The 23,480-nt window shown below is 73.2% G+C and carries 23 protein-coding genes and 1 pseudogene; 8 read left to right on the plus strand and 16 right to left on the minus strand.

The annotated features are described in order from the left end of the window. Nucleotides 1-27 precede the first annotated feature (27 nt). Entirely contained in the window at nucleotides 28-1,845 is a 1,818-nt protein-coding gene (locus IO29_RS06255) for a peptide ABC transporter substrate-binding protein (RefSeq protein ID WP_030377590.1), read from the minus strand. Between the two features lie 311 nt (nucleotides 1,846-2,156). Between IO29_RS06255 and IO29_RS06260 the strand changes: the two genes are divergently transcribed. Genes IO29_RS06260 through IO29_RS06270 form a run of 3 tightly spaced genes read left to right on the plus strand, consistent with a single transcriptional unit; the run spans nucleotide 2,157 to nucleotide 5,778 of the window. Beyond that, the gene (locus IO29_RS06260; RefSeq protein ID WP_234307377.1) at nucleotides 2,157-3,404 is read left to right on the plus strand and encodes an ROK family protein; all 1,248 of its coding nucleotides are present in this window, start codon (nucleotides 2,157-2,159) and stop codon (nucleotides 3,402-3,404) included. 26 nt (nucleotides 3,405-3,430) lie between these two features. Continuing rightward, a complete protein-coding gene (locus IO29_RS06265) occupies nucleotides 3,431-4,969 on the plus strand; it encodes a M81 family metallopeptidase (protein WP_030377588.1) in 1,539 nt (512 codons plus the stop codon). A 56-nt stretch (nucleotides 4,970-5,025) separates the two neighbouring features. After that, the gene (locus tag IO29_RS06270; RefSeq protein WP_030377587.1) at nucleotides 5,026-5,778 is read left to right on the plus strand and encodes a copper homeostasis protein CutC; all 753 of its coding nucleotides are present in this window, start codon (nucleotides 5,026-5,028) and stop codon (nucleotides 5,776-5,778) included. Nucleotides 5,779-5,787: 9 nt separating this feature from the next. Here IO29_RS06270 and IO29_RS06275 read toward each other — a convergent pair whose 3' ends face one another. Together IO29_RS06275 and IO29_RS06280 are read right to left on the minus strand one after the other, a co-directional pair. Then, on the minus strand, nucleotides 5,788-6,444 hold the full coding sequence (locus tag IO29_RS06275; RefSeq protein ID WP_030377586.1) for a maltokinase N-terminal cap-like domain-containing protein: 657 nt from the start codon (nucleotides 6,442-6,444) through the stop codon (nucleotides 5,788-5,790). A gap of 53 nt (nucleotides 6,445-6,497) precedes the next feature. Beyond that, nucleotides 6,498-7,385, minus strand: a complete 888-nt coding sequence (locus IO29_RS06280) for a LysR family transcriptional regulator (protein ID WP_030377585.1) — start codon at nucleotides 7,383-7,385, stop codon at nucleotides 6,498-6,500. Nucleotides 7,386-7,523: 138 nt separating this feature from the next. On the opposite strand from IO29_RS06280, the gene IO29_RS06285 reads away from it, so the two are divergent. Beyond that, nucleotides 7,524-7,916, plus strand: coding sequence for a VOC family protein (locus IO29_RS06285; protein ID WP_030377584.1), 393 nt, complete (start codon nucleotides 7,524-7,526; stop codon nucleotides 7,914-7,916). 27 nt (nucleotides 7,917-7,943) lie between these two features. Here the strand turns inward: IO29_RS06285 and IO29_RS06290 are convergent, their stop codons facing one another. The 3 genes from IO29_RS06290 to IO29_RS06300 are packed head-to-tail and all read right to left on the minus strand — an operon-like array spanning nucleotide 7,944 to nucleotide 11,953. Next, a complete protein-coding gene (locus tag IO29_RS06290; protein ID WP_030377583.1) occupies nucleotides 7,944-8,984 on the minus strand; it encodes a LacI family DNA-binding transcriptional regulator in 1,041 nt (346 codons plus the stop codon). A 58-nt stretch (nucleotides 8,985-9,042) separates the two neighbouring features. Beyond that, nucleotides 9,043-10,794, minus strand: a complete 1,752-nt coding sequence (locus IO29_RS06295; RefSeq protein ID WP_030377582.1) for a discoidin domain-containing protein — start codon at nucleotides 10,792-10,794, stop codon at nucleotides 9,043-9,045. A 22-nt stretch (nucleotides 10,795-10,816) separates the two neighbouring features. Further along, a complete protein-coding gene (locus IO29_RS06300) occupies nucleotides 10,817-11,953 on the minus strand; it encodes a DUF1996 domain-containing protein (RefSeq protein WP_030377581.1) in 1,137 nt (378 codons plus the stop codon). A gap of 252 nt (nucleotides 11,954-12,205) precedes the next feature. On the opposite strand from IO29_RS06300, the gene IO29_RS06305 reads away from it, so the two are divergent. Next, nucleotides 12,206-14,191, plus strand: a complete 1,986-nt coding sequence (locus IO29_RS06305) for an SMI1/KNR4 family protein (protein WP_030377580.1) — start codon at nucleotides 12,206-12,208, stop codon at nucleotides 14,189-14,191. 61 nt (nucleotides 14,192-14,252) lie between these two features. Here IO29_RS06305 and IO29_RS35490 read toward each other — a convergent pair. The 3 genes and pseudogenes from IO29_RS35490 to IO29_RS06315 form a co-directional block, all read right to left on the minus strand. Next, nucleotides 14,253-14,492 (minus strand): annotated as a pseudogene (locus IO29_RS35490) (AfsR/SARP family transcriptional regulator); the annotation flags it as partial. A 30-nt stretch (nucleotides 14,493-14,522) separates the two neighbouring features. Continuing rightward, complete coding sequence (locus IO29_RS37635) at nucleotides 14,523-14,804, minus strand: hypothetical protein (protein WP_051707283.1); 282 nt, start codon at nucleotides 14,802-14,804, stop codon at nucleotides 14,523-14,525. Between the two features lie 58 nt (nucleotides 14,805-14,862). Beyond that, nucleotides 14,863-15,606: an SDR family NAD(P)-dependent oxidoreductase gene (locus tag IO29_RS06315; protein ID WP_051707281.1), complete on the minus strand. Its 744-nt coding sequence runs from the start codon at nucleotides 15,604-15,606 to the stop codon at nucleotides 14,863-14,865. A gap of 100 nt (nucleotides 15,607-15,706) precedes the next feature. Here IO29_RS06315 and IO29_RS06320 point away from each other — a divergent pair, with 100 nt between their 5' ends. Then, nucleotides 15,707-16,756 carry an Lrp/AsnC family transcriptional regulator gene (locus IO29_RS06320; protein WP_030377578.1) on the plus strand — a complete coding sequence of 350 codons (1,050 nt, stop codon included), beginning with the start codon at nucleotides 15,707-15,709 and terminating at the stop codon, nucleotides 16,754-16,756. Nucleotides 16,757-16,828: 72 nt separating this feature from the next. Here IO29_RS06320 and IO29_RS06325 read toward each other — a convergent pair whose 3' ends face one another. Further along, entirely contained in the window at nucleotides 16,829-17,878 is a 1,050-nt protein-coding gene (locus tag IO29_RS06325) for an aldo/keto reductase (RefSeq protein WP_030377577.1), read from the minus strand. 204 nt (nucleotides 17,879-18,082) lie between these two features. Here IO29_RS06325 and IO29_RS06330 point away from each other — a divergent pair, with 204 nt between their 5' ends. Continuing rightward, complete coding sequence (locus tag IO29_RS06330) at nucleotides 18,083-18,649, plus strand: TetR/AcrR family transcriptional regulator (protein ID WP_030377576.1); 567 nt, start codon at nucleotides 18,083-18,085, stop codon at nucleotides 18,647-18,649. Here IO29_RS06330 and IO29_RS36355 read toward each other — a convergent pair. Continuing rightward, nucleotides 18,567-18,884, minus strand: coding sequence for an EamA family transporter (locus tag IO29_RS36355; protein ID WP_324608204.1), 318 nt, complete (start codon nucleotides 18,882-18,884; stop codon nucleotides 18,567-18,569). The genes IO29_RS06330 and IO29_RS36355 overlap by 83 nt on opposite strands. Nucleotides 18,885-18,935: 51 nt before the next feature. On the opposite strand from IO29_RS36355, the gene IO29_RS06340 reads away from it, so the two are divergent. Next, on the plus strand, nucleotides 18,936-19,226 hold the full coding sequence (locus tag IO29_RS06340) for a LysR substrate-binding domain-containing protein (protein WP_030381994.1): 291 nt from the start codon (nucleotides 18,936-18,938) through the stop codon (nucleotides 19,224-19,226). Between the two features lie 7 nt (nucleotides 19,227-19,233). Here IO29_RS06340 and IO29_RS06345 read toward each other — a convergent pair whose 3' ends face one another. Genes IO29_RS06345 through IO29_RS06365 form a run of 5 tightly spaced genes read right to left on the minus strand, consistent with a single transcriptional unit; the run spans nucleotide 19,234 to nucleotide 23,444 of the window. Beyond that, complete coding sequence (locus IO29_RS06345) at nucleotides 19,234-19,785, minus strand: hypothetical protein (protein WP_030381995.1); 552 nt, start codon at nucleotides 19,783-19,785, stop codon at nucleotides 19,234-19,236. Beyond that, complete coding sequence (locus tag IO29_RS06350; RefSeq protein WP_030381996.1) at nucleotides 19,782-21,179, minus strand: hypothetical protein; 1,398 nt, start codon at nucleotides 21,177-21,179, stop codon at nucleotides 19,782-19,784. Before IO29_RS06350 ends, IO29_RS06345 begins: the two co-directional genes overlap by 4 nt. After that, a complete protein-coding gene (locus IO29_RS06355; protein WP_030381997.1) occupies nucleotides 21,176-22,009 on the minus strand; it encodes an ABC transporter ATP-binding protein in 834 nt (277 codons plus the stop codon). The genes IO29_RS06350 and IO29_RS06355 overlap by 4 nt, the downstream gene beginning before the upstream one ends. Before the next feature lie 56 nt (nucleotides 22,010-22,065). Next, a complete protein-coding gene (locus tag IO29_RS06360) occupies nucleotides 22,066-22,887 on the minus strand; it encodes a zf-HC2 domain-containing protein (protein ID WP_030381998.1) in 822 nt (273 codons plus the stop codon). Beyond that, nucleotides 22,884-23,444 carry an RNA polymerase sigma factor gene (locus IO29_RS06365; RefSeq protein WP_030381999.1) on the minus strand — a complete coding sequence of 187 codons (561 nt, stop codon included), beginning with the start codon at nucleotides 23,442-23,444 and terminating at the stop codon, nucleotides 22,884-22,886. Before IO29_RS06365 ends, IO29_RS06360 begins: the two co-directional genes overlap by 4 nt. Between the last annotated feature and the right edge of the window lie 36 nt (nucleotides 23,445-23,480).

The raw sequence follows: 23,480 nt of genomic DNA on the forward strand, positions 1-23,480 counted from the left end.
AGGGGTGCGCGGGGTCACCGGCCGGGCTCACTTGCCGGTCCACTTCCACATGGCGGGGTGGAAGTTGGCGAGGGAGTCCTGGGCGAAGCCGCCGAGGCCGTCCTTGACCACGGAGACCTGGTAGTCGGGTTCCGGGAGCCAGATCACCGGGAGGTCCTTGGCCAGTGCGGCGCTGTACTCCTGGACGGCCTCGGTGGATTCGGAGGTGGTGGTCCGGCTGATCAGCTTGTCCACCGCGGGGTTGGAGTAGCTGCCGAAGTTGGAGCCGCCGCCGGTCTGGAAGAGCGAGTCGCCGCTCGGGTAGGCCGGGAAGTACCAGCTGCCGGCGGTGCCGAAGAAGGACAGCTGCCACTTGCAGCCGGAGTCGCCGGGCTTGCACTGGCCGGACTGCGAGAGCACGGAGTTGACCGGGGCGGTCTTGATGGAGAACTTGATGCCGGTCTTCGCGAAGGAGGACTGCAAGGCGCTCATCATGTTGTCGGTGACGGCCGAGCCGGACTGCGAGAGCACCTGCATACGGAACGTGGTGCCCTTGTCGACGCCCTCGCCGCACTGGTCGTCGCCGCTGCCCGGGTCCGTGCACACCATGGTGCCGCCCTGCTCGGTCCAGCCGTGCGAGGTCAGCAACTGCTTGGCCTTGGCGGTGTCGAAGGGGTACGGGTTGTTCTTCTGCACCGGGGAGACGAAGTCGGAGGTCTGCCCTTGCGGGATCGGGCCGAAGGTGGGCACGGCCGTGCCGTTGAAGATGACCTTGGACAGGCTCTTCTGGTCCACCGACATCTGGATCGCCTGGCGGGCGTAGAGCTGCTTGAAGACGGCGCCCATGGCGGGGTTGTTGAAGTTGTAGGGCATGTAGGTGATCGCCCAGCCCGCCCACGGCTTGATGCCGTAGCCCCGGGCCTTGAAGGAGGCCTCCTGGCCGAGGTCGGTGGCGTTGATGTAGCCGTAGTCGACCGTGCCGGCCCGCAGCGCGTTGGCCTCGGCGTCGGTCGTGGTGAACGGCAGGAGGTTGACGGTCTTGATGTGGGCCTTGCCGCCGCCGTCGTACTTGGCGTTGGCGGTGAGCCGGACCTTGCCCGCGGTGGAGAAGGAGGTGAGGGTGTACGGGCCGCTGACCGTCTTCCAGAGCGGGTCGCTCGCGTAGCCGGAGATGTTCTTGGCGGCCTTGTTGAGGTAGGCCCACACCTTCTTGGCGCCGGCCGCGGTGCGGTCCTGGTCGGAGACGGTGGCGGAGTCGCTCGTCCTGTCCCAGACGTGCTGCGGCATGGGGCGGATCATGCTCAACTCGTTGGCGAGCATCCACTGTTGGTTGTACGCCTTGTCGAAGGTGAGGGTGAAGTGCGTGTCGTCGACGGTCTTGAATGAGGTCCAGTTGTCCGGTGCCTTGCCCGGGCTGTAGCTTGCCCAGTCGGCCTTGTTCGCCTTGACCAGGTTGAACCAGAACTCCACGTCGCGCGAGGTGACCGGCTTGCCGTCGCTCCAGTGCCGGCTGCCGAGGGTGATCGTCACGCTTCGGTTGTCCTTGGCGAACCGCGCCGCCGTGGCGAGGGAGTTGTCCTTGTTCCAGCCGACCTCACCGGTGGAGCCGTCGTAGGCGATGAGCGGCTCCCAGAGGACCTGGGATATGGAGGAGTTGTTGGTGTTGAGGTGCGCGGCCGTGCCGATCGGCAGGATCCAGTTCGGCGTGAAGTTGGCCGGGAGCGCGTAGTTGATGCTGTCCGCCGAGTGTCCGCCGGACGACGAGTCGCCGCCCCCGGAACAACCGGTGAGCAGAGCGCCGGAGATGACGGCGGCACCCGCGACCAGGGCCCAGCGGCGGCCGGTCGCCGTGCGAGCAGGGAACATGACTCTCCTCGAAGTGGAAGGACCCGTGAGGGGCCCCGGCGACGGCCGGGGCGGGCGCCGCGGGGACCGGCGCTGCATGCACGACAGTCAACGTCCCACATGCCGAACGAACAAACAAGGATCGGTAAAAACTAAGTTTCTGCGGGCTCGGCGGAACTCCGCCGGGTCCGCGCCCGGCGGCGAAATACCCGGTTCTGCTGGGCTTTCGTCCGCTACGCACCCTCGTTTCGCTGCCCGGAAGACGGTTCCCGTCCGCGTCTCGCGGGCGTACTGTCTTCGCCACACCCACCGTTGCGGAAGTTACTTCGTCCATGACTGAAATAAGTGCGCGGAACCGCCGGCCCGTGAAGGGGAAGTCCGTGAAGGGGAATTCCCCGCTCGCCGCCCGGGTCCTGGAGCTGGTGGCCTCGGGCCAGGCCTCCTCACGCGCGGAACTCGCCGCCCTGCTCGGCGCGGCCCCCTCGACCATCTCCCTCACCGTGGGGCAGTTGGTGGAGCGCGGGCTGATCGCGGAGGAGGGCACCCACTCGTCCACCGGCGGGCGTCCGCGCAAGGTGCTGCGCCTCGGCGGAACCGACGAGTTCGCGGTCGCCGCCGACCTCGGCGGCCGGCACGCCCGGATCGGCGCGGTGCTGCCCGGGGGACGCCTCGACCGGGTCACCACCGTGCCGTTCGTCATCGCCGACGGCCCCGAGGAGGCGCTGCCGCGGCTCGCGGACACCCTTCAGGCGCTGGCGGAGGAGCAGGGCCTCGACCGGCTGTGCGGTGTCGGGCTCTCGCTGCCGGGACCGGTCGACGCCCGGTCCCAGACCGTCATGCTGCCGTCCCGGATGCCGGGCTGGAACCGCTTCCCCGTCGCCGACTGGCTGCGGGACCGCTTCGGCGTGGCGACCGCCGTGGAGAACGACGCCAACTGCATGGCGATGGGCGAGCACACCGTGCGGCCCGCCGAGCACCGCCAGTCGATCATGGTGAAGATCGGCTCGGCGATCGGCGCCGGTGTCATCGTCGACGGCCACCTCTACCGGGGTGCCACCGGTGCCGCCGGCGACATCACCCACATCCGCATCGACGGCGCCGCCGACATCCCCTGCTCGTGCGGCAAGACCGGCTGCCTGGAGACGGTGGCCTCCGGGGCCGCGCTGGTGCGCATCCTGCGCGAGCGCGGCGCCGACGTCGACAGCCCGGAGGACGTGGTGCGGCTCGCCGCCGACGCCGACCCCGAGGCGACCCGCGCGGTGCGCCGGGCGGGGGAACACCTCGGGCAGGTGCTCGCCGCCAACGTCAATTTCTTCAACCCGGACGCCGTCTACCTGGGCGGCATCCTCTCCACCCTGGAACCCTTCGTCGCCGCCGTCCGCAGCCGGCTCTACGAGAGCTGCCATCCGCTGGTCACCGAGCACCTCACCATCGAACGCGCCCGCCTCGGCGCGGACGCCGGTGTCGTCGGCGCCGGACAGTTCGCGCTCCAGCGCGCGATGGCCGACGCCCTGCGCGGCTTCGGCGCCGGCGGTTCCGGCGCCGGGCGGCCCGACCGTCTCGCGCCCCGCACCCCCTGAGCCACCCACACCCCGTACGGAGAACCATGTCGGAAACCCCCGCCGCCCCCGCCCCCGTCACCTCCGCCCGCCCCGTGATCGCCGTCGCCGGGCTCGGCATCGAGTCGTCCACCTTCTCCCCGGCCCGCACCGAGGCCGCCGCCTTCCACCCCTCGCGCGGCGACGGGATATTCGACCGCTACCCCTTCCTCGCCCCGGGCGAGGAGCTGCGCGAGGCGGCCGACTGGCACGGGGCGCTGGTGGGCAAGTCGCTGCCGGGCGGCACGGTCACCGCCGCCGCCTGGACCGCGCTCACCGACGAGCTCATCGACCGCCTGGCCGCGCTCCCCCGGCTCGACGGCCTCTGGTACGACATCCACGGCGCGATGACGGTGGAGGGCGTGGACGACGCCGAGGCCGTCCTGCTGGAGCGCGTCCGCGCCACCGTGGGCCCCGACGTCCTGGTCTCCACCTCCATGGACCTGCACGGCAACGTCTCCCGCGCACTGGTCCACCGCAGCGACCTGATCACGTGTTACCGGAAGGCCCCGCACGAGGACCACATGGAGACCAAGGAGCGCGCTGTCCGCAACCTGGTCGGCCTGATCGCCTCCGGCGGTCCCCGGCCGGTCAAGGCGTGGGTGCCGGTGCCGGTGCTGCTGGCCGGGGAGCAGACCTCCACCCGCATCGAGCCGGCGCGGAGCGTGTACGCGGCGGTCGACGAGGTCGAGGCCCTGGACGGCGTCCTCGACGCGGCGATCTGGGTGGGGTACGCCTGGGCCGACGAGCCCCGCAACCGCGCGGCCGTCGTCGTCACCGGAAGCGACCGGGACGCCGTGGCGGCCGGCGCCGAACGCCTCGCGCGCGGCTTCTGGGACGCCCGCCACGACTTCGGCTTCGTCGCCCCCACCGGCACGTTCGACGCCCTTCTCGACGAGGCCCTGGACTCGCCGGACCGGCCGTACTTCATCAGCGACACCGGCGACAATCCGACCGCGGGCGGCGCCGGCGACGTCACCTGGGGGCTGACCCGGCTCCTTCGGCGCCCCGAGTTCCGGAAGGACGACGGTCCGACGGTGCTCTACGCCTCGGTGCCGGGCCCCGCCGCCGTGGACGCCGCCGTCGCCGCCGGGGTGGGTGCCACGGTCACCGTCACCGCCGGGGCGGAGGTGGACGACCGGCACGCCGGGCCCGTCACCCTCACCGGCGTGGTGCACGCGATCCGGCACGGCGACCGGGACGCCGGGACGGAGGTCGTGATCCGGGTCGGCAGCGTGTACGCGACCCTCACCCGGCTGCGCAAGCCGTACCACCACGAGCACGACTTCACCGACCTGGACCTCGACCCCCGCTCCGCCGACCTCGTCATCGTCAAGATCGGCTATCTGGAGCCGGAACTGTTCGCCATGGCCGTGGGCTGGAAGATGGCGCTCACCCCCGGCGGCGTCGACCAGGATCTGCTGCGGCTCGGCCACCACCGCGTCCGCCGCCCCCTGTTCCCCTTCGACCGCGACATGCCCGACCCGGACCTGACGGCGCGGATCATCCCGGCCTCCGACCTGCCGCTCACCGGGGAGGACGAGTGACCGGCGCCCCGCTCGGAGCTCCGGCAGGTGTTCCCCGCGCCGCCGGGACCGCGCCCGTGTCCCTGGAGATCGCCGTCACCTCCCCGGCCGGAGCCCGGACCGCCCGTGCGCACGGCGCCGACCGGGTCGAACTGTGCACCGGGCTCGAACTGGGCGGCCTGACCCCGTCGGCGGCCACGGTGGAGGCGGCCGCGGCCGTCGGACCACCGGTGCAGGCCCTGGTGCGGTGCCGCCCCGGCGACTTCGTGTACGACGCGGAGGAGATCGCCCTCATGGTCGCCGAGGTCCGCTCCGTCGTCGCGTCCGGCGCCGCCGGAGTGGTCGTCGGCGCGCTCACCGCCGAGGGCACCCTCGACACCGACGCCGTCGCCCGCCTCGCGGACGCCGCCCACGACCGGGGAAGCTCCGTCGACGTCACCCTGCACCGGGCGGTCGACCAGTCCGCCGACCCGGTCGCCACCGCCGCACTGCTGCTCCCGCTCGGCGTCACCCGGGTGCTCAGCTCGGGGGGTGCGGCCACCGCGGCCGAAGGGCTGGCCACGCTGACCGGGATGGTCGCCGCGGCCCCCGGGCTCCAGGTCATGGCGGGCGGCGGCGTACGCGTCGACGACATCCCCGCGCTGGTCGGCGCGGGGGCCGCGGCGGTGCATCTGTCGGCCAAGAGGCGCGCCGAGCCCCGCCGCGCGGGCGGCTGGACACCGCTCGGCGCCGCCGGAACCTCCGCCGACGAGGACACCCACTTCGTCACCGATCCGGCCCTCGTGGCGGCGGCCCGGCGGACGCTGGACGGGACGGCTCGGGCGCGGTGACGACGACGGCTACGCCGAGGGGCTGCCGTACAGCGCGGCGAACACCCCTCGCACGGAGCCGCCGGACGGCGGCTGCCAGCTCGCGGTGACGTGACCGGCCGCCTCCGGGAACGCGGAGGGCGACTCGGCCGGGGTGGGCCGCAGTACCCGGTGCAGGTGCAGCGTCGTGCCCTGCGGCGCGGTCAGTACGGTCCGCTCCGGTTCGTCGGTGACCGTGAAGCCGGTGGGGAGGGGCCCCTCGGCGGGGGAGACGAGTACGTCCGGGTCGGCGGTGTCGCTGACGCTCTGCATCTGCGGTCGCGCCCGCCCTTCGAGCAGCGCCGTCAACTGGCGGACCCATACGGGGTCGTGGCAGCCGTCGTAGACCCAGCGCCGTCCGAGGACTCCGTGTTCGGCGGTGCCGATGAGCGCGTGCTCCACGCCGTCGAGCGGGGCGCCGCGGTAGGTGAGCGGTACGAGGTAGGGGACGGGACGCGCACCGGCGGTGTCGGTGACCACCATGAACTCGATGCCGACCTCGCCCTCCGGATCGTCCAGCCGGAAGCCGCCGGCCTTCGCCGGCTCCGGCTCCGGGGCGCCCCCTTGGTACCAAGGCCGGGAGGGCAGCCAGGAGGTGAGCAGTTCCAGCTTGGTGGGGCTGAGGGTGGTGCGGTGGATGACGGACATGCGGGAGCGTGCCTTCCGGTCGGGTGCTGGTGTGCGGTGGGCGGGTGGAGCGGTCAGTGCGGCGCGGACGGTGCCCCGGTGTCCAGCAGGGCGAGGAACGCGGCGGCGGCGGGTGACGGCGGCAGGCGGCTCCAGATGAGATGTTCGACGCGGACCGGGCCGTCGGTGAGCGCGACGCACCGCACCCCGTGCAGTTCGGCGGTGAACGGCTCGGGCAGCAGGGCGATGCCGAGGCCGTGGCGGACCATGCGGACCATCAGTTCGACGCCGGACACCTCGAAGGCGACCTCGCGCCGCAGCCCCGCCGCCGCGAAGGCCCGGTCCGACTGGGCGCGCGCGGCGCTGCCGTCCGCGAAGTCCACGAACACCTCGTCAGCGAGGCGGCGCAGGTCCAGCTCGTCCTCCGCCGCCAGCGGGTGACCGGGGGCGACCACGGCGACATGCCGGCCCTGGGCGAGCTCCCGGTTCCGCACGCCCTGCGGCCGGAATCCCGACGGCACGCCGAGCAGCGCCGCGTCGAGCGTCCCCTCGCGCACCTGCTCGACGAACCGCTCGCTGGAGCCCGTGCGCAGGCTGATCCGGACGTGCGGACAGCGCAGGCGGTAGTCACGGAGCACCGCCGGGAGGTCGACGGCCGCGACGGTGGGGATGGAGCCGAGGGTGAGCGTGCCGCGTATCTCGCCGGTGGCCGCCGCCACCTCCGCACGGGCCCGCCCGGCCGCCTCCAGGGCCTGCCGGGCGGCCGGCAGGAAGGCCGCACCGGCGGGGGTGAGCCGCACCCGGCGGCTGGTCCGCTCGAACAGCCGGGCGCCCAGCTCCCGCTCCAGCTTGGCCACTTGGTGGCTGAGTGCGGACTGCACGACGTGACACCGCTCGGCGGCGCGGGTGAAGCCGCCGGTCTCGGCGACCGCCACGACGTAGCGCATCTGCTGGAGGTCCATGCGACTGATCGTGGAACACGATGGATCGGATGACAAGCATGTGTTGGACCGATGGACGGCCGCGCGGCCATGCTGAACCACGGCGGCACACTTCCGCCGTCACCGTTCCGGCGTCCCACTCTCACCCGGGAGACTTCCATGCGTGTGATCGCCTTCGACCACCTCGTCCTGAACGTCGCCGACATCGAGCGCTCACTCGCCTTCTACACCGGCCCGCTGGGCCTGAGCCCGGTCCGGGTGGAGGAGTGGCGGGCCGGCCGGGCGCCGTTCCCCTCCGTGCGGATCAGCGCGACCAGCATCATCGACCTCGTCGAGGCGCCCGCCGGGCAGCCGAAGGGCCCGTCCAACGTCGACCATCTCTGTCTGGTGGTCGAGCCGCTCGACTGGCAGGAGGTCGTCGACTCGGGGGTCTTCACCGTGCTGGACGGGCCCGGCGAACGCTTCGGCGCCCGGGGCACGGCCCTCTCGCTCTACGTCGAGGACCCGGACGGCAACACGGTGGAGCTGCGCTGGTATCCGCAGGACGCCTGAGCGCGGCCCCACTTCGGCCGCGCGTCCTCACGCGGAGTCGCGCACGACCAGCTCCGGGGCGAAGACCACCGACGCCGGTTCGGTGCGCTCGCCGCGTACGTGCTCGTCGAGGAGGCGGGCCATCCGGGCCGCCATGTCCTCCACGGGCTGCCGGACCGTGGTCAGCGCGGGGCGGGACGTCCTGGCCACGGCGGAGTCGTCGAACCCGACCACGGCGACCTCCTCGGGCACCCGCCTGCCGTGCTCGCGCAGCACCTCGCAGGCGCCCTGCGCCATCAGGTCGTTGGCCGCGAAGACACCGTCCACCTCGGGCACCTCGGCGAGCAGCCGCGCCATGGCGGCGACGCCGCTGTCGTGCGTGAAGCCGCCCTCCGCGACGGGGACCGTTCCGTGTCCCGCGTCGGCGAGTGCCTCGCGGAAACCGGCGAGGCGTTCCCGGCTCGCGCCGACGTCCAGCGGTCCGGACACGGTGGCCGGCCGCCGGCAGCCGCGCGCCAGCAGATGTGCGGCGGCGAGCCGGCCGCCGGCGCGGTGGTCCAGGTCCACGTGGCTGAGCGGCACCTGGCGCGCCGGCCGCGCGAACAGGACGGCGGGCAGGGCCTGTTCGGCCAGGAGCGCGGGCAGCGGATCGTCGGCGTGGGTGGAGACGACGAGTGCCCCGTCGGCGCGGCCCTGCCGCAGATAGGTCAGGACCTCGTGCCGGTCCTGCGGCGAGTCGGCGAACATCAGCACCGGGTACATCGAGTGCGGCCGCAGATAGCCGACGACGCCGGCCACCACCCGGCCGAAGAAGGGATCGGTGAACACGCGGGCGGCGAACGCCTCCTGGGTGTCCTCCGGGGGCTCGCCCGCCCCGGACACCACCAGGGCGACGGTCTCGGCGCGCCGCGTCACCAGCGAACGGGCCGCTCGGTTGGGGGCGTAGCCGGTGCGGGCGATGGCCCGGCGCACCACGTCCTGGATCGCGGGGTCCACATTGCGGATGCCGTTGACGACCCGGGAGACGGTCGCCCGGGAGACCCCTGCCTCCCGGGCGACATCCTCCAGCGTGGGAGCCCTCCTGCTCATGTCACGCACCTTAACCGCGTGACGATCACTTGGCACAGAGCGCTCCCCGGCCCGCCTCTCAGGCGTAGACGCCGAACTCGTACAGCGAGTAGCCGTAACCGGTGCCGCGTGCCGTGCCGTTGACGCGGACGTAGCGGCCGGTGCCGGTGACGTCGAAGTCGTCGACGCCGCCGTTGCCGTCCGTCACCGTGCGCACGGTCCGCCACGACTGCCCGTCGTCGGAGGTCTGGACGGTGTACGCCTTGGCGTAGGAGGACTCCCACACCAGTTGTACGTGCCGGAACGAGGTACGGGTGCCGAGGTCGACCTGGAGCCACTGCGGGTCGCTCCAGTCGCTGGCCCACCGGGTGGCGGGGTCGCCGTCGACCGCGTCGGCGGCCGTGCAGGGGCAGTCGCCGTAGCTCGGCTGGAAGGAGGAGGCGGTGGCGGGCCTGCGCAGCGCCAGGTTGGTGCCCCCGACCTCGGGCGGGACGACCCGGATCGAGCGGGTCTCGACGCCGACGTTGCCGTGTCCGTCGGTCGCCTTGACGTACACCTTCCAGACGCCGGGCCGGTCGGGCGCGGTGAAGGTGAGCCGTCCCGCGCCCGGGCTGGTGAACGGCAGGGAGTTCAACTGCTTGCCGCCGTCCAGGTAGTTGCTGTTGTCGAGGACCTCGTAGGTGAGCGGGTCGCCGTCGGGATCGCTCGCCCGGACGTCCAGGGTCACCGCGCGTCCGGCCGGCACCGCGCCCGCGCCGCCCTCGACGGACAGGTCGCCGATGACGGGCGGGGTGTTGTCGTGCGAGGTGTCCTGGCCGTAGGCCCGCTTCACCGCGTAGTACGACAGCCGTTTCTGGCCGGCGGGCAGCAGGTTGAACCAGATGCCGCCGAAGTCGTACTCGGTGCCGTAGTGGAACATGGTGGCGCCGAGCGCGACGCCCTGGTGTCCGGTGACGCAGCCCCATGCCTTGGTGTAGCCGTCGGCCTTGGCCTGGTCGCCCGGCTCCTGCGGGACGCCGTTGGCGTCGTCGGGCACCTCCCACTCCCCCGCCGGACCGGTCTCGGTGACGATGTAGGGCTTGGTGTAACCCCCTTGCTCCCACGCGGCCTTCACATCGCAGACACCGTTGTAGGAGTTGACGGCGTACAGGTCGAGGTCGGGCGCGTTCTTCTTGTAGTACGGCCAGGCGCCGACCCAGGCGTCGGTGGAGGTGACCGGGTGGTCGGGGTCGACGGCGTGGATCTTCTTGGTGATGTCGTTGACGAGGGTGGTGTAGGCGTCGCGCTGGCGCTCCAGTTCGGCGCCGCTGTAGCAGTTCTGAAGGCCGAGCACGGACTCGTTGCCGACGTCCCACATGAGGACGCCGGGGTTGTCCTTGTAGGTCCGCACCCACTGGAGGAACTCGTCGAGCACCTGGTTCTTGTACGTGGTGTCGTTGAGGTAGTCGACACAGCCGCCGGAGCCGGGGCCGCCGCCGGGCTGGAGCCAGAACCCGGCGACGACCTTGATGCCGTGCGCGGCGGCGGCGTCGAACAGGGGCTTGCTGGAGGCGTCGGTGCCCCAGGTGCGGATGGTGTTGACGCCCATGGACCGCAGATCGGGCAGGTACTTCTCGGCGTCGGCGACGGCCGGGCCCCAGGTGAGGCCCTTGACCTGGTAGGGGCTGCCGTCGACGGTGAGCTGCCAGTGTCCCTGGGAGCCGGTCACCTTGACGACGCTGCCGGCGGCGTGCGCCGCGGTCGCGGGGAGTGCCGCCAGGGCGCCGGCCAGGAGGGCGCCCACGGTGAGGGGGGCGAGGAGGCGGCGGGTACGGGTGCGTGGTGGGGTCACGGTGTCCTTCTCGGGGGCGTGGTTACGGGAGCCGGTAGTTCTCGTCGAGTGCCGCTCCCGCCTCCGGGTGCGTCTGGTCGTAGCCGCGCGCGTCGCACTGGAGTCCGCCGACGAGGCAGTGGTCGACCAGCGCCTTCAGCGTGGCGTCGTCCCAGGCGTTGAAGAAGTCGTAGTGGAAGCTGTGCCCGGAGCCGCTGGCCAGCGTGACCCGCGACATGTCGCCGTTGACCGGGAACGCCATCTTGAACTCGATCATCGGCAGCGCCACCGGGTGGTCGGCGGGGCAGATGTTGTCGTTGGTGCCGGGCTTGACCACCGGGTAGGCCATGTGGCTCTTGTGGTCGGGTGTGTCGAGGTACCTGCCGTCCCAGCAACTGGGAGCCTGGAAGCGGATGTTGAGCTGGACGTCGGCACGGTTCGGGCAGTTCGCCGGGAACTCGGTGTTGAAGTAGCTGTCACCGCACTCCCAGCCCTCGACGAAGCCGGGGTGGTCGCGGAACTCGGCGGCGCTCTGCATCGGGCTGCCGACCACGAACCGCAGTCCCTTGGGGAAGGGGCGGACGCTGGTGTAGTCGGTGACGGCGGCCTTGTAGTAGATCGTCTGGGGGCCGACCGGGAGCACCGGTTTCCCGTCGTTCAGCAGGGTGGGCATCCAGTAGCCGGAGAGGTCGCCCGGGGCCTTGCAGGTGGTGCCGCCCGCGGCCAGTGAGGCGGTCGAACTGTAGGCGTCGGTGGTGGTGTTGCCCATGAACGTGTGGTCGTGGGACTTGCCCGGCTGCTGCGGGAAGACGATGGGGTCGTCGGGCGCGGTGTGGGTGACGCCGCAGTTGGCCTGGAACTCGTGGAAGTAGCGGTGCGGCGGGTTCTGCGTCGACGGGGTGACGCCGGTGACCGGCGGGTCGGCCGGGATGTAGCCGTCGCCGTCGGGGTCGTCCGGGGAGGAGGCGGTGGACTTCATGGACGCGGCCATGGCGTGGCCGGAGTCGCCCGCGCTGCCGGAGTGGGCGGCGGTGTGCGATGCGGGGGCCGTCGTGCCGGGGGCCGTCGTGCCGGGGGCCGCCGCTCCGGCGGTCGCGGCGATGCCGCCGGCGCCGAGCGTGGCGCACAGCAGCGCGCCCGCGATCAGCGTTCCGGAGAGAACCTTGGATCTGCGTGGCATGGAAACCTCCTGGGTGGGGGTGAGGGAGGTCGTGATGGGTCGTGATGGGTCATGGGGTCGCGGGGGGGCTGGGGAGCGTGGGAGAGGCCGGGAGAGACTGGGAGAAGCTGGGAGAGCGCTCTCCCACGCACGGAGTGTCCGGGCGTTCATGACAACGTGTCAAGAGACGCGGCAGAAGCTGTGGCAGCGGGAGAGCCCGCGGGCGCGGCGGCCACCGGGGCGTTGTCAGTGGTGGGTGGCAGCATCCGGGGCATGACGGAGACCACGCACTTCGACTGGCGGCCCTTCCTGCTCAAGTGGAGCGGGGAGTGGGCGGATTCCCTGGACGGCGAGAGTGAGGACGAGGACGAGGAGGCCGCCCGGCAGGCGCGGTGGCTGGGGTTCCCGCCCGCCTCCGAGGAGCGGATCACCGCCATGGAGGCGCGTCTCGGCCGTCGGATGCCTCCGTCGTACCGGGAGTTCCTCGCCGTCACCGACGGCTGGCGGCACGCGGGCGGCTTCGTGTCCCTGCTCGCGGGCACGGCCAAGGCCCGCTGGCACGACAACGACTCCGGACTCGCCGACGACTTCGAGGAGTACTTGGAGGAGGACGCCACTCCCCAGGAACGGCGGGAGGCGGGCATCTGGCGGAGCGGGCTGCAACTGGACGTCGACTCGGACGCGCTCTACGTGCTCATGGCCCCCGAGGACGTGGACGAGGACGGCGAGTGGGCCGTGTACACCTGGGCCGGCTGGCGCGCCGCCCCGCCCACACGTCACGCGGGCTTCTGGGAGTACATGCGCGACATGCACCGGGAGTTCCACAGTCTGCGGGCGCACCGGGCGCACCGGGCGCACCGGGCGGACGGCGAGCCGGAGTTCGTCAACGACACGACACGCGAACTCGACGCCGCGGTGGAGGAGGCCCGGCTCGACGCACTGCGCGGGAACTGGGAGCCGGCCCTGCGGGCGCTCGACGAGGCCAAGGAGTACGGCAGACCGCGGGCCACCGGACTCGGCGACCAGATACGCCGCCTGCTGGGCCGCACGTACATGGTGTACTTCGACGGCCTCGTGACGGATCCGAGGTACGCGCCCGAACTGCTGCCGCCGCTGGTGGGCGAGCAGGCGGCGACCTCGTACCGGGACGACTCCACGCTGAAGCACCACCTGCGCGGCGGCGACGAGGAGTTGGTGTCACGCGCCTACGCGACGCTGGAGCAGGTGCGGAACGGCACGTATCGGTACACGCCGGGCGGGCCGTTCGGTGAGGCGGTCGAGCGGGCGCGGGAGCTGGCGCGGTGGGGCGACACCGACGAGGCGTGGCGGACGCTGATGCGCGCCCTGCCCCTGTGGGAACCGCTGGGACCGGACCACCTGGCACCGCTGGCGTGGGTGGCAGATCCGCTGCTCGGCCCCCTGCTGACCCCGGAGCGGGGCGAGGAACTGCTGTCCACGCCGAGAGGCGGACAGCAGGGCGCGGCTCCGTCACCGGCGGCCGGGACGGACCCGGGCGGCCTGGCGTGGCTCGCGGAGCCGGGCCCGGGCAGCCGGCGCACGGCCTACCGGTTCGTACTGGTCGAGGGCGTCGGACCGGAGGACCTGCCCGGGCGCCTCGGCGACGAGGGCGCCACGCTGAAGGAACCCATGACCCTGTGGGACGCCTGCCGGGCGCGGGACAACAGAACCGAGTTCTCCTCCTACGACGACAAGGCGGTCATGGCCGTCGGCAGGGCGGGCCCCGGCTGGAGCTTCGCCTTCGACGCGGAACCCGCCCCGTTCGACGGGCAGCGTTTCGTCTCCCCGGCGGGCGCGGCGAGCGAGGGGACCCGAGCGGTGGTGGTGTGGGGCGGGCTGAGGGCGCGGCACGGGAAGCCATTCTTCCATCTGTCGGTGGCGCGGGACGGCATTGAGGACTACGCGTTCACCTACGAGGGCGGGGAGATCCGTACGAGCGGCGCGATACCGGAGGCCCTGGAGCCGGGCCGGTTCTTCGCGCAGCCGGGGGTGGACTCCGCAGTGGAGCAGGCGCTGTTGGCGGCGGTGGGCGAGGAGTTCGGCGTCCGGCTGCCGCGTCGGGCCCTCGTGCACAGCCGGATGCACACCTTCACCACCCGCTCGTGGACACGGCCTCCGGCGGACGGAGAGAGGTACGCGGTGGTGCGCCACGGCTGGGGCCCGGCGCTCGTGGCGGACGGCGACGGACCCGGCGGTACCGCGCGCGGAGCCGTGGGCCGGCCGGCCGACGGAGCGCGGTGAGGCAGACCTGTGCCGCGCCACCGTATGCCCACCCGGTTGCCGGTGACCGGTGGCGGGCCGGTCAGTCGCGGACGTCGAGGGGCCTGCCGAGGCAGGGGGACAGCAGTTTCCGGTAGCCGGTGGACGGCGGCAGCCCCAGCTCGCCACGCAGCCGGCGACGGTACGCCTCGAAGTGCCGCAGCGCTTCGGTCGTGTTGCCCTCGGCGAGGTGGACCGCCGTGATCTCGCGATGGGCGCTCTCCTGCAGTGGTTCCGCCTCGACGGCCGCCATGGCGTACATCAGGGCCGTGCACATCCGGCCCTGGTGACGGTGGCGGCGGCTGACGGCCTCCTAGGCGTGCAGCCGGGTCTGGTGGAAGTGCTCCCGCGCGTCCAGCAGCCACTCCTCGGGCCGGCCGGGCAGCAGTTCCTCGCGCAGCAGCGACGGGATCTCCGGGTCGGGCGGTGCGTCGGCGGAGTCGCTCGCGAGGGCGACGGCGTTCCGTGCGGCGGTGTGCGGGTCGACATGCACCCGCTCGGCGACCGACAGCCGGGAGGCGTCCAGGTCGACCAGGCGCTCCTCGTCGCCGCGGCGGGAGATCAGCGCGCTGAACGTCTTCCTCGTCGGACGCACCCTGCTGACGTGACCGGCACCGGGATGCGCCCTGTCGCGCCGGGGGCCGCCGCGCCGCTCACCAGGGCACGGTCGCGCCCGTCCGGTCCAGATAGGCCAGGCCGGGGGTGCCGAGCCGGGAGAGCAGGACGTCGACGATCAGGGGGGTGCTCTCCTCGAGGGTGTACGGCGCGTCGGGTCCGCCGAGCGCGGTGCGGATCCAGCCCGGTGCCATGAGGACGAGGGCGCGGTCGGTCCCGGACTGCCGGACGGCGAAGCCGCGCATGAACATGTTGAGGGCGGCCTTGCTGCCCCGGTAGACCTCGCGGCCGCCCTTGGTGTTGTGGGTGATGCTGCCCTGCCCGGAGGACATCGCCCCGATGAGCCCGGTGTCGGACACGAGATCCTCCAGCGCCTCGATGACGCGCATCGGGCTGAGGGCGTTGGTGACCATGATGTCGACGAAGTCGGCCGTCGGTACCGCGCCGATCGGGGTGTCCACGTTGTTGGTGGTGCCCGCGTTGACGAGGAGCAGGTCGAGACGGCGTGGGGCGAGGCGTGCGTGCAGGGGTGGCAGGTGGGCGGGTTCGTTGATGTCGAGGTGTTCGACGGTGACGCGCCCGCCGGACCGGTCGGCGAGGTCGTGCAGGGGTGTGCGGGCGGTGGTGTCACGGACCGTGCCGATGACGTTCCATCCCCGCTCCAGGAGTTCGGCGGCGATCGCGTGGCCGAGGCCGCGCGAGGCGCCGACGACGAGTGCGGTGGGCGCGTCCGGGCTCTGCGGGTTCCGGGGGCTCCGGGGGTTCTCGGTGGTCGACGGCATGAGGTGTCCTGTTCGTTCGGCAGCCGGTGATATGCGGCCAGTCTGTGCGCGTCCCCGTCGCCGGAACGAGCCGGAGGAGCACTTCTGTAGGATTCCCGTCATGCCGGGTGCCTCCATGTCGGAATCCTTCGCCGTACAGCCCGAGGATGTGCGGATCATCCGCGCATTGCAGATCGCTCCGCGGGCGTCCTTCGCCGCGATCGCGGGCGCGGTCGGTCTCACCGAGAGTGCCGTCAACCGCCGGTACCGGCGGCTGCGCGCCGAGGGTGTCCTGCGGGTCGCCGGGGTGGTCAATCCGGGGGCGCTGGGGCAGAGCAGATGGCTGGTGCGGCTGCGCTGCCGGCCGGGCAGTGTCGCGGCGATCGCCGAGGCGCTCGCCGGGCGCGAGGACGTCAACTGGGTGGCCCTGAGCGCGGCCGGTTACGAGATCACCTGCGCGATCCAGTCACGGAGCCGCGAGCAGCGCGAGGAGCTGCTCGGCCGGCGGCTGCCGCGCACGGCGGCGGTGCTCGACATCAACGCCTTCGCGATGCTCCGTCAGTTCCTGGGCGGACGCGGCCACTACTGGGCGGCGCTGGACGGTGTGCTGTCGCCGGAGCAGGAGGCTCTGCTCGGCAGTAACGGCTCTCCCTTCGCCGAGGTCCCCGTCGTCGCCCGTGAGCCGGTGGTGCTGACGGCCGGGGACGAACGGATCTGCGTGGCCCTCGCGGTGGACGGCCGGGCCAGTCTCGTCGACCTCGCCGCGGCGGCGGACTCCACGCCGGGGCGGGTCTCCCGCCGCCTGGACGCCCTGCTGCGGCGCGGGGCCGTCCACATCGACGTGGAGATCGCCGCGGCCGCCCTCGGGTATCACGCGCGGGCCAATCTGTGGCTGCGGGTGCATCCGTCGGCGGTGAAGGAGGTGGGGCGCGCCCTCGCGCGGGAACCGGGGATCGCCTTCGCCGCGGCCGTCTCCGGGCCGTCCAACGTCCACGCCGTGGCGCACTGCCGGGATCTCGACGAACTCTTCGAGTTCACCTCGGACCGCGTCGGCTCCCTGCCCGGGTTGCAGAGCATGGAGGTCTCCCCCGTGCTGCGGCACCTCAAGCAGGCCGGCACGCTGCTCTCCGGCGACCGCCTGGTGGGGCCGTCGCACGGGCGCCGCACGTGAGCGCGGGCGTCGTAGGTGAGCACGGCCGCCGTACATGAGGCGGGGTGCGCCGGCGGGCCGGCTCGCCGGGGGTCACCGCACGGCGGCGCGGCGGCGGCGCTGCGGGTCGGCCAGGATCCCGGCCGCGTAGCCGGTGTCCTCGGGGTTGAGGTCGGTGCCCGGTGCGACGACGCGGTCGATGCGGTCCAGCAGGGCGGGCTCCAGGACGATGTCGGCGGCGCTCAGCTGGCCGTCCAGCTGTTCGGCGGTGCGCGGGCCGATGATCGCCGCGGTGACCGCGGGGTGGGTGGTGACGAAGGCGAGGGCGAGCTGGATCAGCGTCAGACCGGCCTCGGCGGCGATGCCGTCGAGCGCGGTGACGGCGTCGAGCTTGGCCCGGTTGCCCGGGATGCCGAGGTCGTAGTGGGAGAGGGTGGTGCGGAACGGCATCGTGCGGGTGCGGTGGCTGGTCGGGCCGGCCGCGTCCCGGCGCGGACGGCCGGAGAGCCAGCCGCCGGCCAGCGGGCTCCAGGTGAGCACGCCCATCCGGTACGTCTCGCAGGTGGGCAGGACGTCGGCCTCGATGCCCCGGGCCAGGAGGGAGTACGGCGGCTGCTCGCAGACGAAGCGCTCGCGCTGCCGTCGTTCGGCGGTCCACTGCGCCTGGACGATCGCCGAGGGGGCGAAAGTCGAGGAGCCGGCGTAGCGGATCTTTCCCGCCCGGACGAGGTCGGAGAGGGCGCCCAGGGTCTCGTCGAGGTCGGTCGCGGGGTCGGGCCGGTGCACCTGGTAGAGGTCGATGTGGTCGGTGCCCAGGCGGCGCAGGCTCGCCTCGCAGGCCTTGACGATCCAGCGCCGTGAGGCGCCGCGCTCGTTGCGGCCGGGGCCCATGGGGCTGGACACCTTGGTGGCGAGGACGACGTCGTCGCGCCGTCCGGCGATCGCCTTGCCGACGATGACCTCGGACTCGCCGCCGGAGTACACGTCGGCGGTGTCGACGAGGTTGACGCCCGCGTCGAGCGCCGTGCGGATGATGCCGGCCGCGTCGTCGTGGTCGGGGTTCCCCCACTGACCGAACATCATCGCGCCCAGGCAGAACGAGCTGACCTGGACGCCGGTACTGCCCAGCGTGCGGTACTGCATGGCGTGGACCCTCCGGTGGCTGCGGTGGCGGCACGGCAGTGGCAGATGGCCGGCTGCTACCGTGACACCCAAGCGGAGTCGGCTCCGCTTTTGAGCCGTCACACTAAGCGGAGCCGACTCCGCATAGCAAGCCGGACGTCGAGCGAGAGCCGTGAGCGGGGAGCACCCGCGTGTCGAACGAGAGCCCAGAGGGAGAACACCCGCATGTCCGAGTCATCCGGCCGGCCGGTCCGTGCCGACGCACGGGCCAACGAGGACAAGCTGCTGGCCGCCGCCGCGAGGGCCTTCGCCCGGGACGGCGCCGCCGCGACCCTGAAGTCGATCGCCAAGGACGCGGGCGTCGGGATCGGCACGCTGTACCGGCGCTTCCCGACCCGCGAGCAGCTCGTCGACGCGACCTACCGCTACGAGACGGCCCGGCTCGCCGCCGGGGCGCCGGACCTGCTCGCCGGACTCCCCGCCGACCGCGCCCTGCGGACCTGGATGTCCCGCGTACTGGACTACCTCGTCGCCAAGCACGGCATGGCCGACACCCTCAACGCCCTCCTGCGGGACGACGAGCGCCTGGGCTCCCGCACGCGCGAGCAACTGACCGGCGCCATCGAGGAGTTCCGCCTGGCGGGCGTCGCCCAGGGAGTACTCCGTGACGACGTGCCCTCCCCCGACATCCTCATGGCCCTCGCGGGCGTCACCCTGGTGACCGGCGCCCCCCACCAGCGCGCCCAGGCCGAGCGCCTGCTCGACCTGCTGCTGGCCGGCCTGGTCCGATGATCCCCGCCTCCCCGCGCCCCCTCCCCCGCGGGACCACCGCACCCGCGCCCGCCACGCCCACGCAGACCAGCCCCGCCCACTGCACCGCCCCCAGGTTCTCGTCGAGAACGAGCACCCCGGCGAGGCCCGCACTCGCCGGTTCGAGACCGGCCGGCACACCGACCGTCCGCGCCGGCAGCCGCCGCAACGCCGCCAGTTCGAGCGAGTACGGGACCACGGCCGAGAGCACCGCCACCGCGATCCCGGTCAGCGGCGCGGACGAGGGTCAGCAGGCGCATCCCCTCTGGTGACGGCCGCGTGTGCGGCCGCCGGTTTCACTCCGCGCGTCGTCCACCGGGTGAAGGAGTGGTACGCGGTCTCCGCGCTGGTCGCGGAGGGGCTCGGTGTCTGTCTGGTGCCCCGGATCGTGCCGCTGCCCCGGCACCCGGTCGTCCGGGTGCCCCTGGTGGGCGAGCCGGTTCCCGTACGGCGGCTGCTGACCGCCGTACGGCGTGGCAGCTCCGGCCATCCGCTGGTCGCCGCGGGGCTTGCGGCGCTGGAGGACGCGGCCGCGGCGCACCGCTCCGGCGGTGGCTGACCGTCGGCTACCGGCGCGGGCCCGCGAGGGCGTAGGCCGTCGTGCCGGTGAGGGTGAGGGCCGCCGCCGTCCAGGTGGCCGCCGTGCTGTCGGGGGGTTGCAGCAGCCAGGTGGCGGCCCGCATCGGTGTGCCGGCCGGGGGCGGGGCGAAGAGGGTGAGGGCGAGCCAGGTGAACGGCAGGGCCCAGGCGTACTGCGCGCCCGTGAGTGCCGCGCCCAGGGCGGCCAGTCCCAGCAGGCCCGCGGCGTCGCGGAGGACGAACGCCGTGGTGGCCGGGTCGCCGGCCGCCGGCACCGCGCCGACGGCCGCGGCGGCGAGCAGCACATGCGCGGCCCGGCGGGGGGCCCAGCGGATCGCGGCCGTCCGGTCCAGTGCGAGGTCCTGGCCGCCGAGGCCGACCGAGGCCGCCATCGCGCCGGTGGCGAGGCCGAGCAGAGGCAGTCGCGGATCCCCCGCCGGGTCCTGGTCGAGCGCCGACACCGCGAGGGCGCTCACCAGCAGGACGGCGAGCGAGGCCGGCACCCGGCGCGAGCGTGCGTACAGCGTCAGCCATCTCACCGGGACCCGCCCCCCTTGAGCGCGTCGAACGCGTCGCCGTGGCAGGAGAGCGCGGCGGTGCGCATGGCGTTGACGCGGGTGAGCTGTTCGGCCCGGGGCAGTGCCTCGAGCTTCTTCCACACCGGGCGGGCCTGGGCGTCGACCTGGCGGCGCAGGTTCTCCGACTCCCCGGCGGGGAACGGTTTCAGGTCCCCGAGGACCCACCCCACCGCGACCGCCTGCGCGTACAGGTCTCCGCCGACGCTGCTCCAGCCGACGGGGGTGCACCCCGGTGCCATGCCCTGCGCGATCAGGGCCCGGGTGAGTTCCTCGCCCTTCGCCTCGCGGACGAGGTCGTCGTCGAAGCCGAACAGCACGGTCTCGCGGGACCACCGCGGGGTGGTGCCGTCCGGCGGGACGGCGGTGTTCTCCCGGACGGTGTCCGGGGCGCGGTCGCCCAGGGAGCGGTGCAGCAGGCGCAGCGCCTCCTTGCCGGGGCCCGCGAGGTCGTCCAGCCGCGTGCGGTGCGCCCTGGCCACGCACACCGGTCCGTCGCACACCGGTGCCGCGGCACTCGTGTCGACGACGTACATCCGGTGCGGGTCGGAGGGCAGGACGAGCAGGGCGAGCACCGCGCCCGCCAGTGCGGGTGTCACGGCGAGCAACCGGGTGCGCGCGGTCGTGGCGACCAGCAGGGCGAAGCCGGTCGCGGCGAGGCCGAGCAGCCAGAGCGTCTGGCCGACGTGCACGGCGGCGGAGAGCGTGACGAAGACGCTGTGCACCTCGTCCACCGTCGGTGACAGCAGGGAGACCCGTTTCGGCTCCGAGCCCGTGACGCCGGCCGAGGTGGTCGTCTGCGTACGCCCCAGGGAGGCGTTCATCAGGACGGTGAACGCGAAGGCCGCCATGGCCAGTGCGGGCGGCGTGATGACGGAGGGCAGGGTGCGTGCGACGCCCATGCCCAGGACGGCGCCCGCGACGAGGAACAGCACACCCACCAGCGAGATCGGCAGCCACCGCAGGTGCGTGTAGTCGCTGTGGCCGAGCACCTGGACGCCGCCGACGAGGACGAGGACGGCGGAGGCGCAGACGAGGGTGAGCGCCGTCGCGCCGGTCAGCACGGCCGCGCGGTGCCGGGCGGGCCTGGGGGTGCTGGTCAGCAGCTCGGGCATCCCCGCGCGGTGGTCGCGCAGCCCCTGCAACGCGCCGAGGCCCACGGTGAGCGGCCAGAGGTAGAAGAGGAGGGCGCGGCTCCACAGGGCCAGCGACGTCCACTGGGCCGTCCACGCCGTGCTCCCCCGCCACCAGGAGCCGTCGATCAGGTACAGGAACGCGAGCGCGCCCGTGAGGACGACGGCGCCGGCCCAGGGTGCGACGGAGCGCCTCAACTCGGTGCGCAGGACACGGGCGTTCACCAGGAGCCTCCTTCCCGGCCGGACTTTCCGGACCTTCCCCGGCCGGAGTCCAGCAGCAGCGCCGAGTAGCCGCGTTCCAGCGGGCTGTCGCCCACGTGTTCGGGGCCGCCGGCCGCGGCCAGTCCGTCCGGGGTGCCCTGGAAGACCAGCCGTCCCTCCGCGAGGAGCACCACGTGGGTGCAGGCGGCACCCACGTCCTCGACCAGGTGGGTCGAGACGACGACGCACGTGTCGGCGCCCAGTTCCTGGAGCAGTTCGCGGAACCGCAGCCGCTGCGCCGGGTCCAGGCCGACCGTCGGTTCGTCGAGGAGCAGGACCGCCGGGTCGTTGACGAGGGCCTGGGCGATGCCGACCCGGCGCACCATGCCGCCGGACAGCGTCCTCATCCGGGCGTCCGCGCGGTCGGCGAGACCCACGCGCTCCACCGCGCGCTGCACAGCGGCGGGGATGTCCGCCTTGGGGACCTCCTTCAGCCAGGCCATGTACTCGACGAACTCGCGCACCGTGAAGCGCTTGTAGTAGCCGAACTCCTGCGGCAGATAGCCGATCCGCCGGCGCAGCGCACGGTGTTCGCCCCTGCCGCCCACGGACTCGCCGAGCAGTTCCAGGGTGCCGTCGGCGGGGCGCAGCACGGTGGCCAGCGCCCGGATGAGGGTGGTCTTGCCCGCGCCGTTGGGGCCGAGCAGACCGTGCACGCCGGTGCCGAGGGACAGGTCGAGCCCGTCGACCGCCATGCGTTTCCGGCCGGCCCTGACCTTCAGTCCGGCGGCCCGGATCTGCCAGGCGTACGCCGTGGGGGCGAGATCGGCCGCGCTCACTGCGGGCGTCATACGGGGGTTCCTCCTTGTTGCCGTCGTCGTCGATGTGGTCGTGATCGCTGTCGTCGTCATCGGTGGGCCGCCAGTTCGGCGTACGCGCTTCTGCGGGCGAGTACGACTGCGGTGCCGAGGGCGAGGAGCAGTGCCCACACGGGCAGCGCGTCCGTCCCCAGGGCGGCGGTGGTACGGCCGGCGGCCAGGGTCGGCGCCGCGATCACGGCGGCCCACACGGCCACCAGGGACACCGCGGCACGGGTCACGCCGATGACGCCGCCGAGCGCCAGGGTCGCCGTGGTGAACGCCAGACAGGGCAGCAGCCACTGTCCGGCCGTCACCCCCGTCGCCCCTCCGCCCACGAGCAGCGCGGGGACGACCACGGCGAGCACGGACGCGGTGCGCCGCAGCACGAGCCGCAGTCCCGCCCTCGGCACGGAGGCCGTCAGCTCGTACGCCGGGTCCAGGCCGCGCGACCACGACGCGGCGACGCCGAGTACGGGCAGGACCGGCGCCAGCAGCAGGACGAGCGGCGCCTCGCCGGTGCCGGTGCCGATCCGGTCGAGCAGCAGCGCGAGCAGGGTCACGCTCACCACCATGGCCAGCCACGGCACCATCACCGGTGTCATCCACCGTGACAGCAGGGCGGACCACCGCCGCCGGTACGGCATCACGGGCGTGGCGGCCAGCCGGGGTTCGAGCCCCGACCACACGGTGTCGACCAGTGCCGTCACGGCCGGGGACCGTGCGGCCACGGCGTCCGACAGCCGGTCGCGGCAGACCCGGCACCCTTCCAGATGGGCCTCCAGGGCCCACACCTCGTCGTCGGCGAGGGCGTCCGTGACACCGCGCGCGTAGGCGTCGATGCTCCGTTCCGACGCGTGTTCCCCACTCATGTCAGTGCCTTCCGCATCGCGAGCCGGGCCCGGCGGGCGCGGGTCTTGACGGTTCCCTCGGGCAGCCCGAGCAGGACCGCGGTCTCGCGGACGGACATGCCGTCGAGCACCAGGGCCTGCAACACCTGCCGGAGCTCCGGCGCGAGGCACCGCAGCGCGTCCCCGACGTCGCCGCCGACGGTCGCCGCGAGCGCCTCCTCCTCGGCGGCGGGCGCCGCGGTGCGCGGGGCGGCGGCGGGCGGCGGCTCCGCGTGATGGGCGCGGCGCCGGAAGGCGTCGACGAGGCGGCGCGCGGCGATCGTCCACAGCCAGCCGACGGCCGTGCCTCCTGCCGCGCTCCCGGTGAACGCGCCCGCCGCGCGCCAGACCGCGAGATACGTCTCCTGCATCACCTCGGCGACGATCTGCTCGTCCGCACACCGCCGGCGCAACCGCACCGCCAGCGACGGCGCGGTCCGCCGGTACAGCTCCTCGAACGCGCCCCGGTCACCCCTGGCCACGAGCCGGACAAGCCCCTCCTCGTCCAGCTCGCCCGGTGTCTTCCTTCCTGATCTCACGCCTTCTAGACGCGGGGCGGCGGCGACAGGTTTTCC

It is taken from the genome of Streptomyces sp. NRRL F-6676 (assembly GCF_000725625.1).
GTDB lineage: Bacteria > Actinomycetota > Actinomycetes > Streptomycetales > Streptomycetaceae > Streptomyces.

Excerpts from the sequence above, each read along its gene's own strand:
- IO29_RS06315 (WP_051707281.1), bottom strand. The coding sequence starts at position 15,606 with ATGCCGTCGACCACCGAGAACCCCCGGAGCCCCCGGAACCCGCAGAGC.
- IO29_RS06265 (WP_030377588.1), top strand. The coding sequence starts at position 3,431 with ATGTCGGAAACCCCCGCCGCCCCCGCCCCCGTCACCTCCGCCCGCCCC.
- IO29_RS06255 (WP_030377590.1), bottom strand. The coding sequence starts at position 1,845 with ATGTTCCCTGCTCGCACGGCGACCGGCCGCCGCTGGGCCCTGGTCGCG.
- IO29_RS06355 (WP_030381997.1), bottom strand. The coding sequence starts at position 22,009 with ATGACGCCCGCAGTGAGCGCGGCCGATCTCGCCCCCACGGCGTACGCC.
- IO29_RS06360 (WP_030381998.1), bottom strand. The coding sequence starts at position 22,887 with ATGAGTGGGGAACACGCGTCGGAACGGAGCATCGACGCCTACGCGCGC.
- IO29_RS06305 (WP_030377580.1), top strand. The coding sequence starts at position 12,206 with ATGACGGAGACCACGCACTTCGACTGGCGGCCCTTCCTGCTCAAGTGG.
- IO29_RS06285 (WP_030377584.1), top strand. The coding sequence starts at position 7,524 with ATGCGTGTGATCGCCTTCGACCACCTCGTCCTGAACGTCGCCGACATC.
- IO29_RS06280 (WP_030377585.1), bottom strand. The coding sequence starts at position 7,385 with ATGGACCTCCAGCAGATGCGCTACGTCGTGGCGGTCGCCGAGACCGGC.
- IO29_RS06320 (WP_030377578.1), top strand. The coding sequence starts at position 15,707 with ATGCCGGGTGCCTCCATGTCGGAATCCTTCGCCGTACAGCCCGAGGAT.
- IO29_RS06325 (WP_030377577.1), bottom strand. The coding sequence starts at position 17,878 with ATGCAGTACCGCACGCTGGGCAGTACCGGCGTCCAGGTCAGCTCGTTC.
- IO29_RS06260 (WP_234307377.1), top strand. The coding sequence starts at position 2,157 with ATGACTGAAATAAGTGCGCGGAACCGCCGGCCCGTGAAGGGGAAGTCC.
- IO29_RS06300 (WP_030377581.1), bottom strand. The coding sequence starts at position 11,953 with ATGCCACGCAGATCCAAGGTTCTCTCCGGAACGCTGATCGCGGGCGCG.
- IO29_RS06330 (WP_030377576.1), top strand. The coding sequence starts at position 18,083 with ATGTCCGAGTCATCCGGCCGGCCGGTCCGTGCCGACGCACGGGCCAAC.
- IO29_RS06290 (WP_030377583.1), bottom strand. The coding sequence starts at position 8,984 with ATGAGCAGGAGGGCTCCCACGCTGGAGGATGTCGCCCGGGAGGCAGGG.
- IO29_RS06275 (WP_030377586.1), bottom strand. The coding sequence starts at position 6,444 with ATGTCCGTCATCCACCGCACCACCCTCAGCCCCACCAAGCTGGAACTG.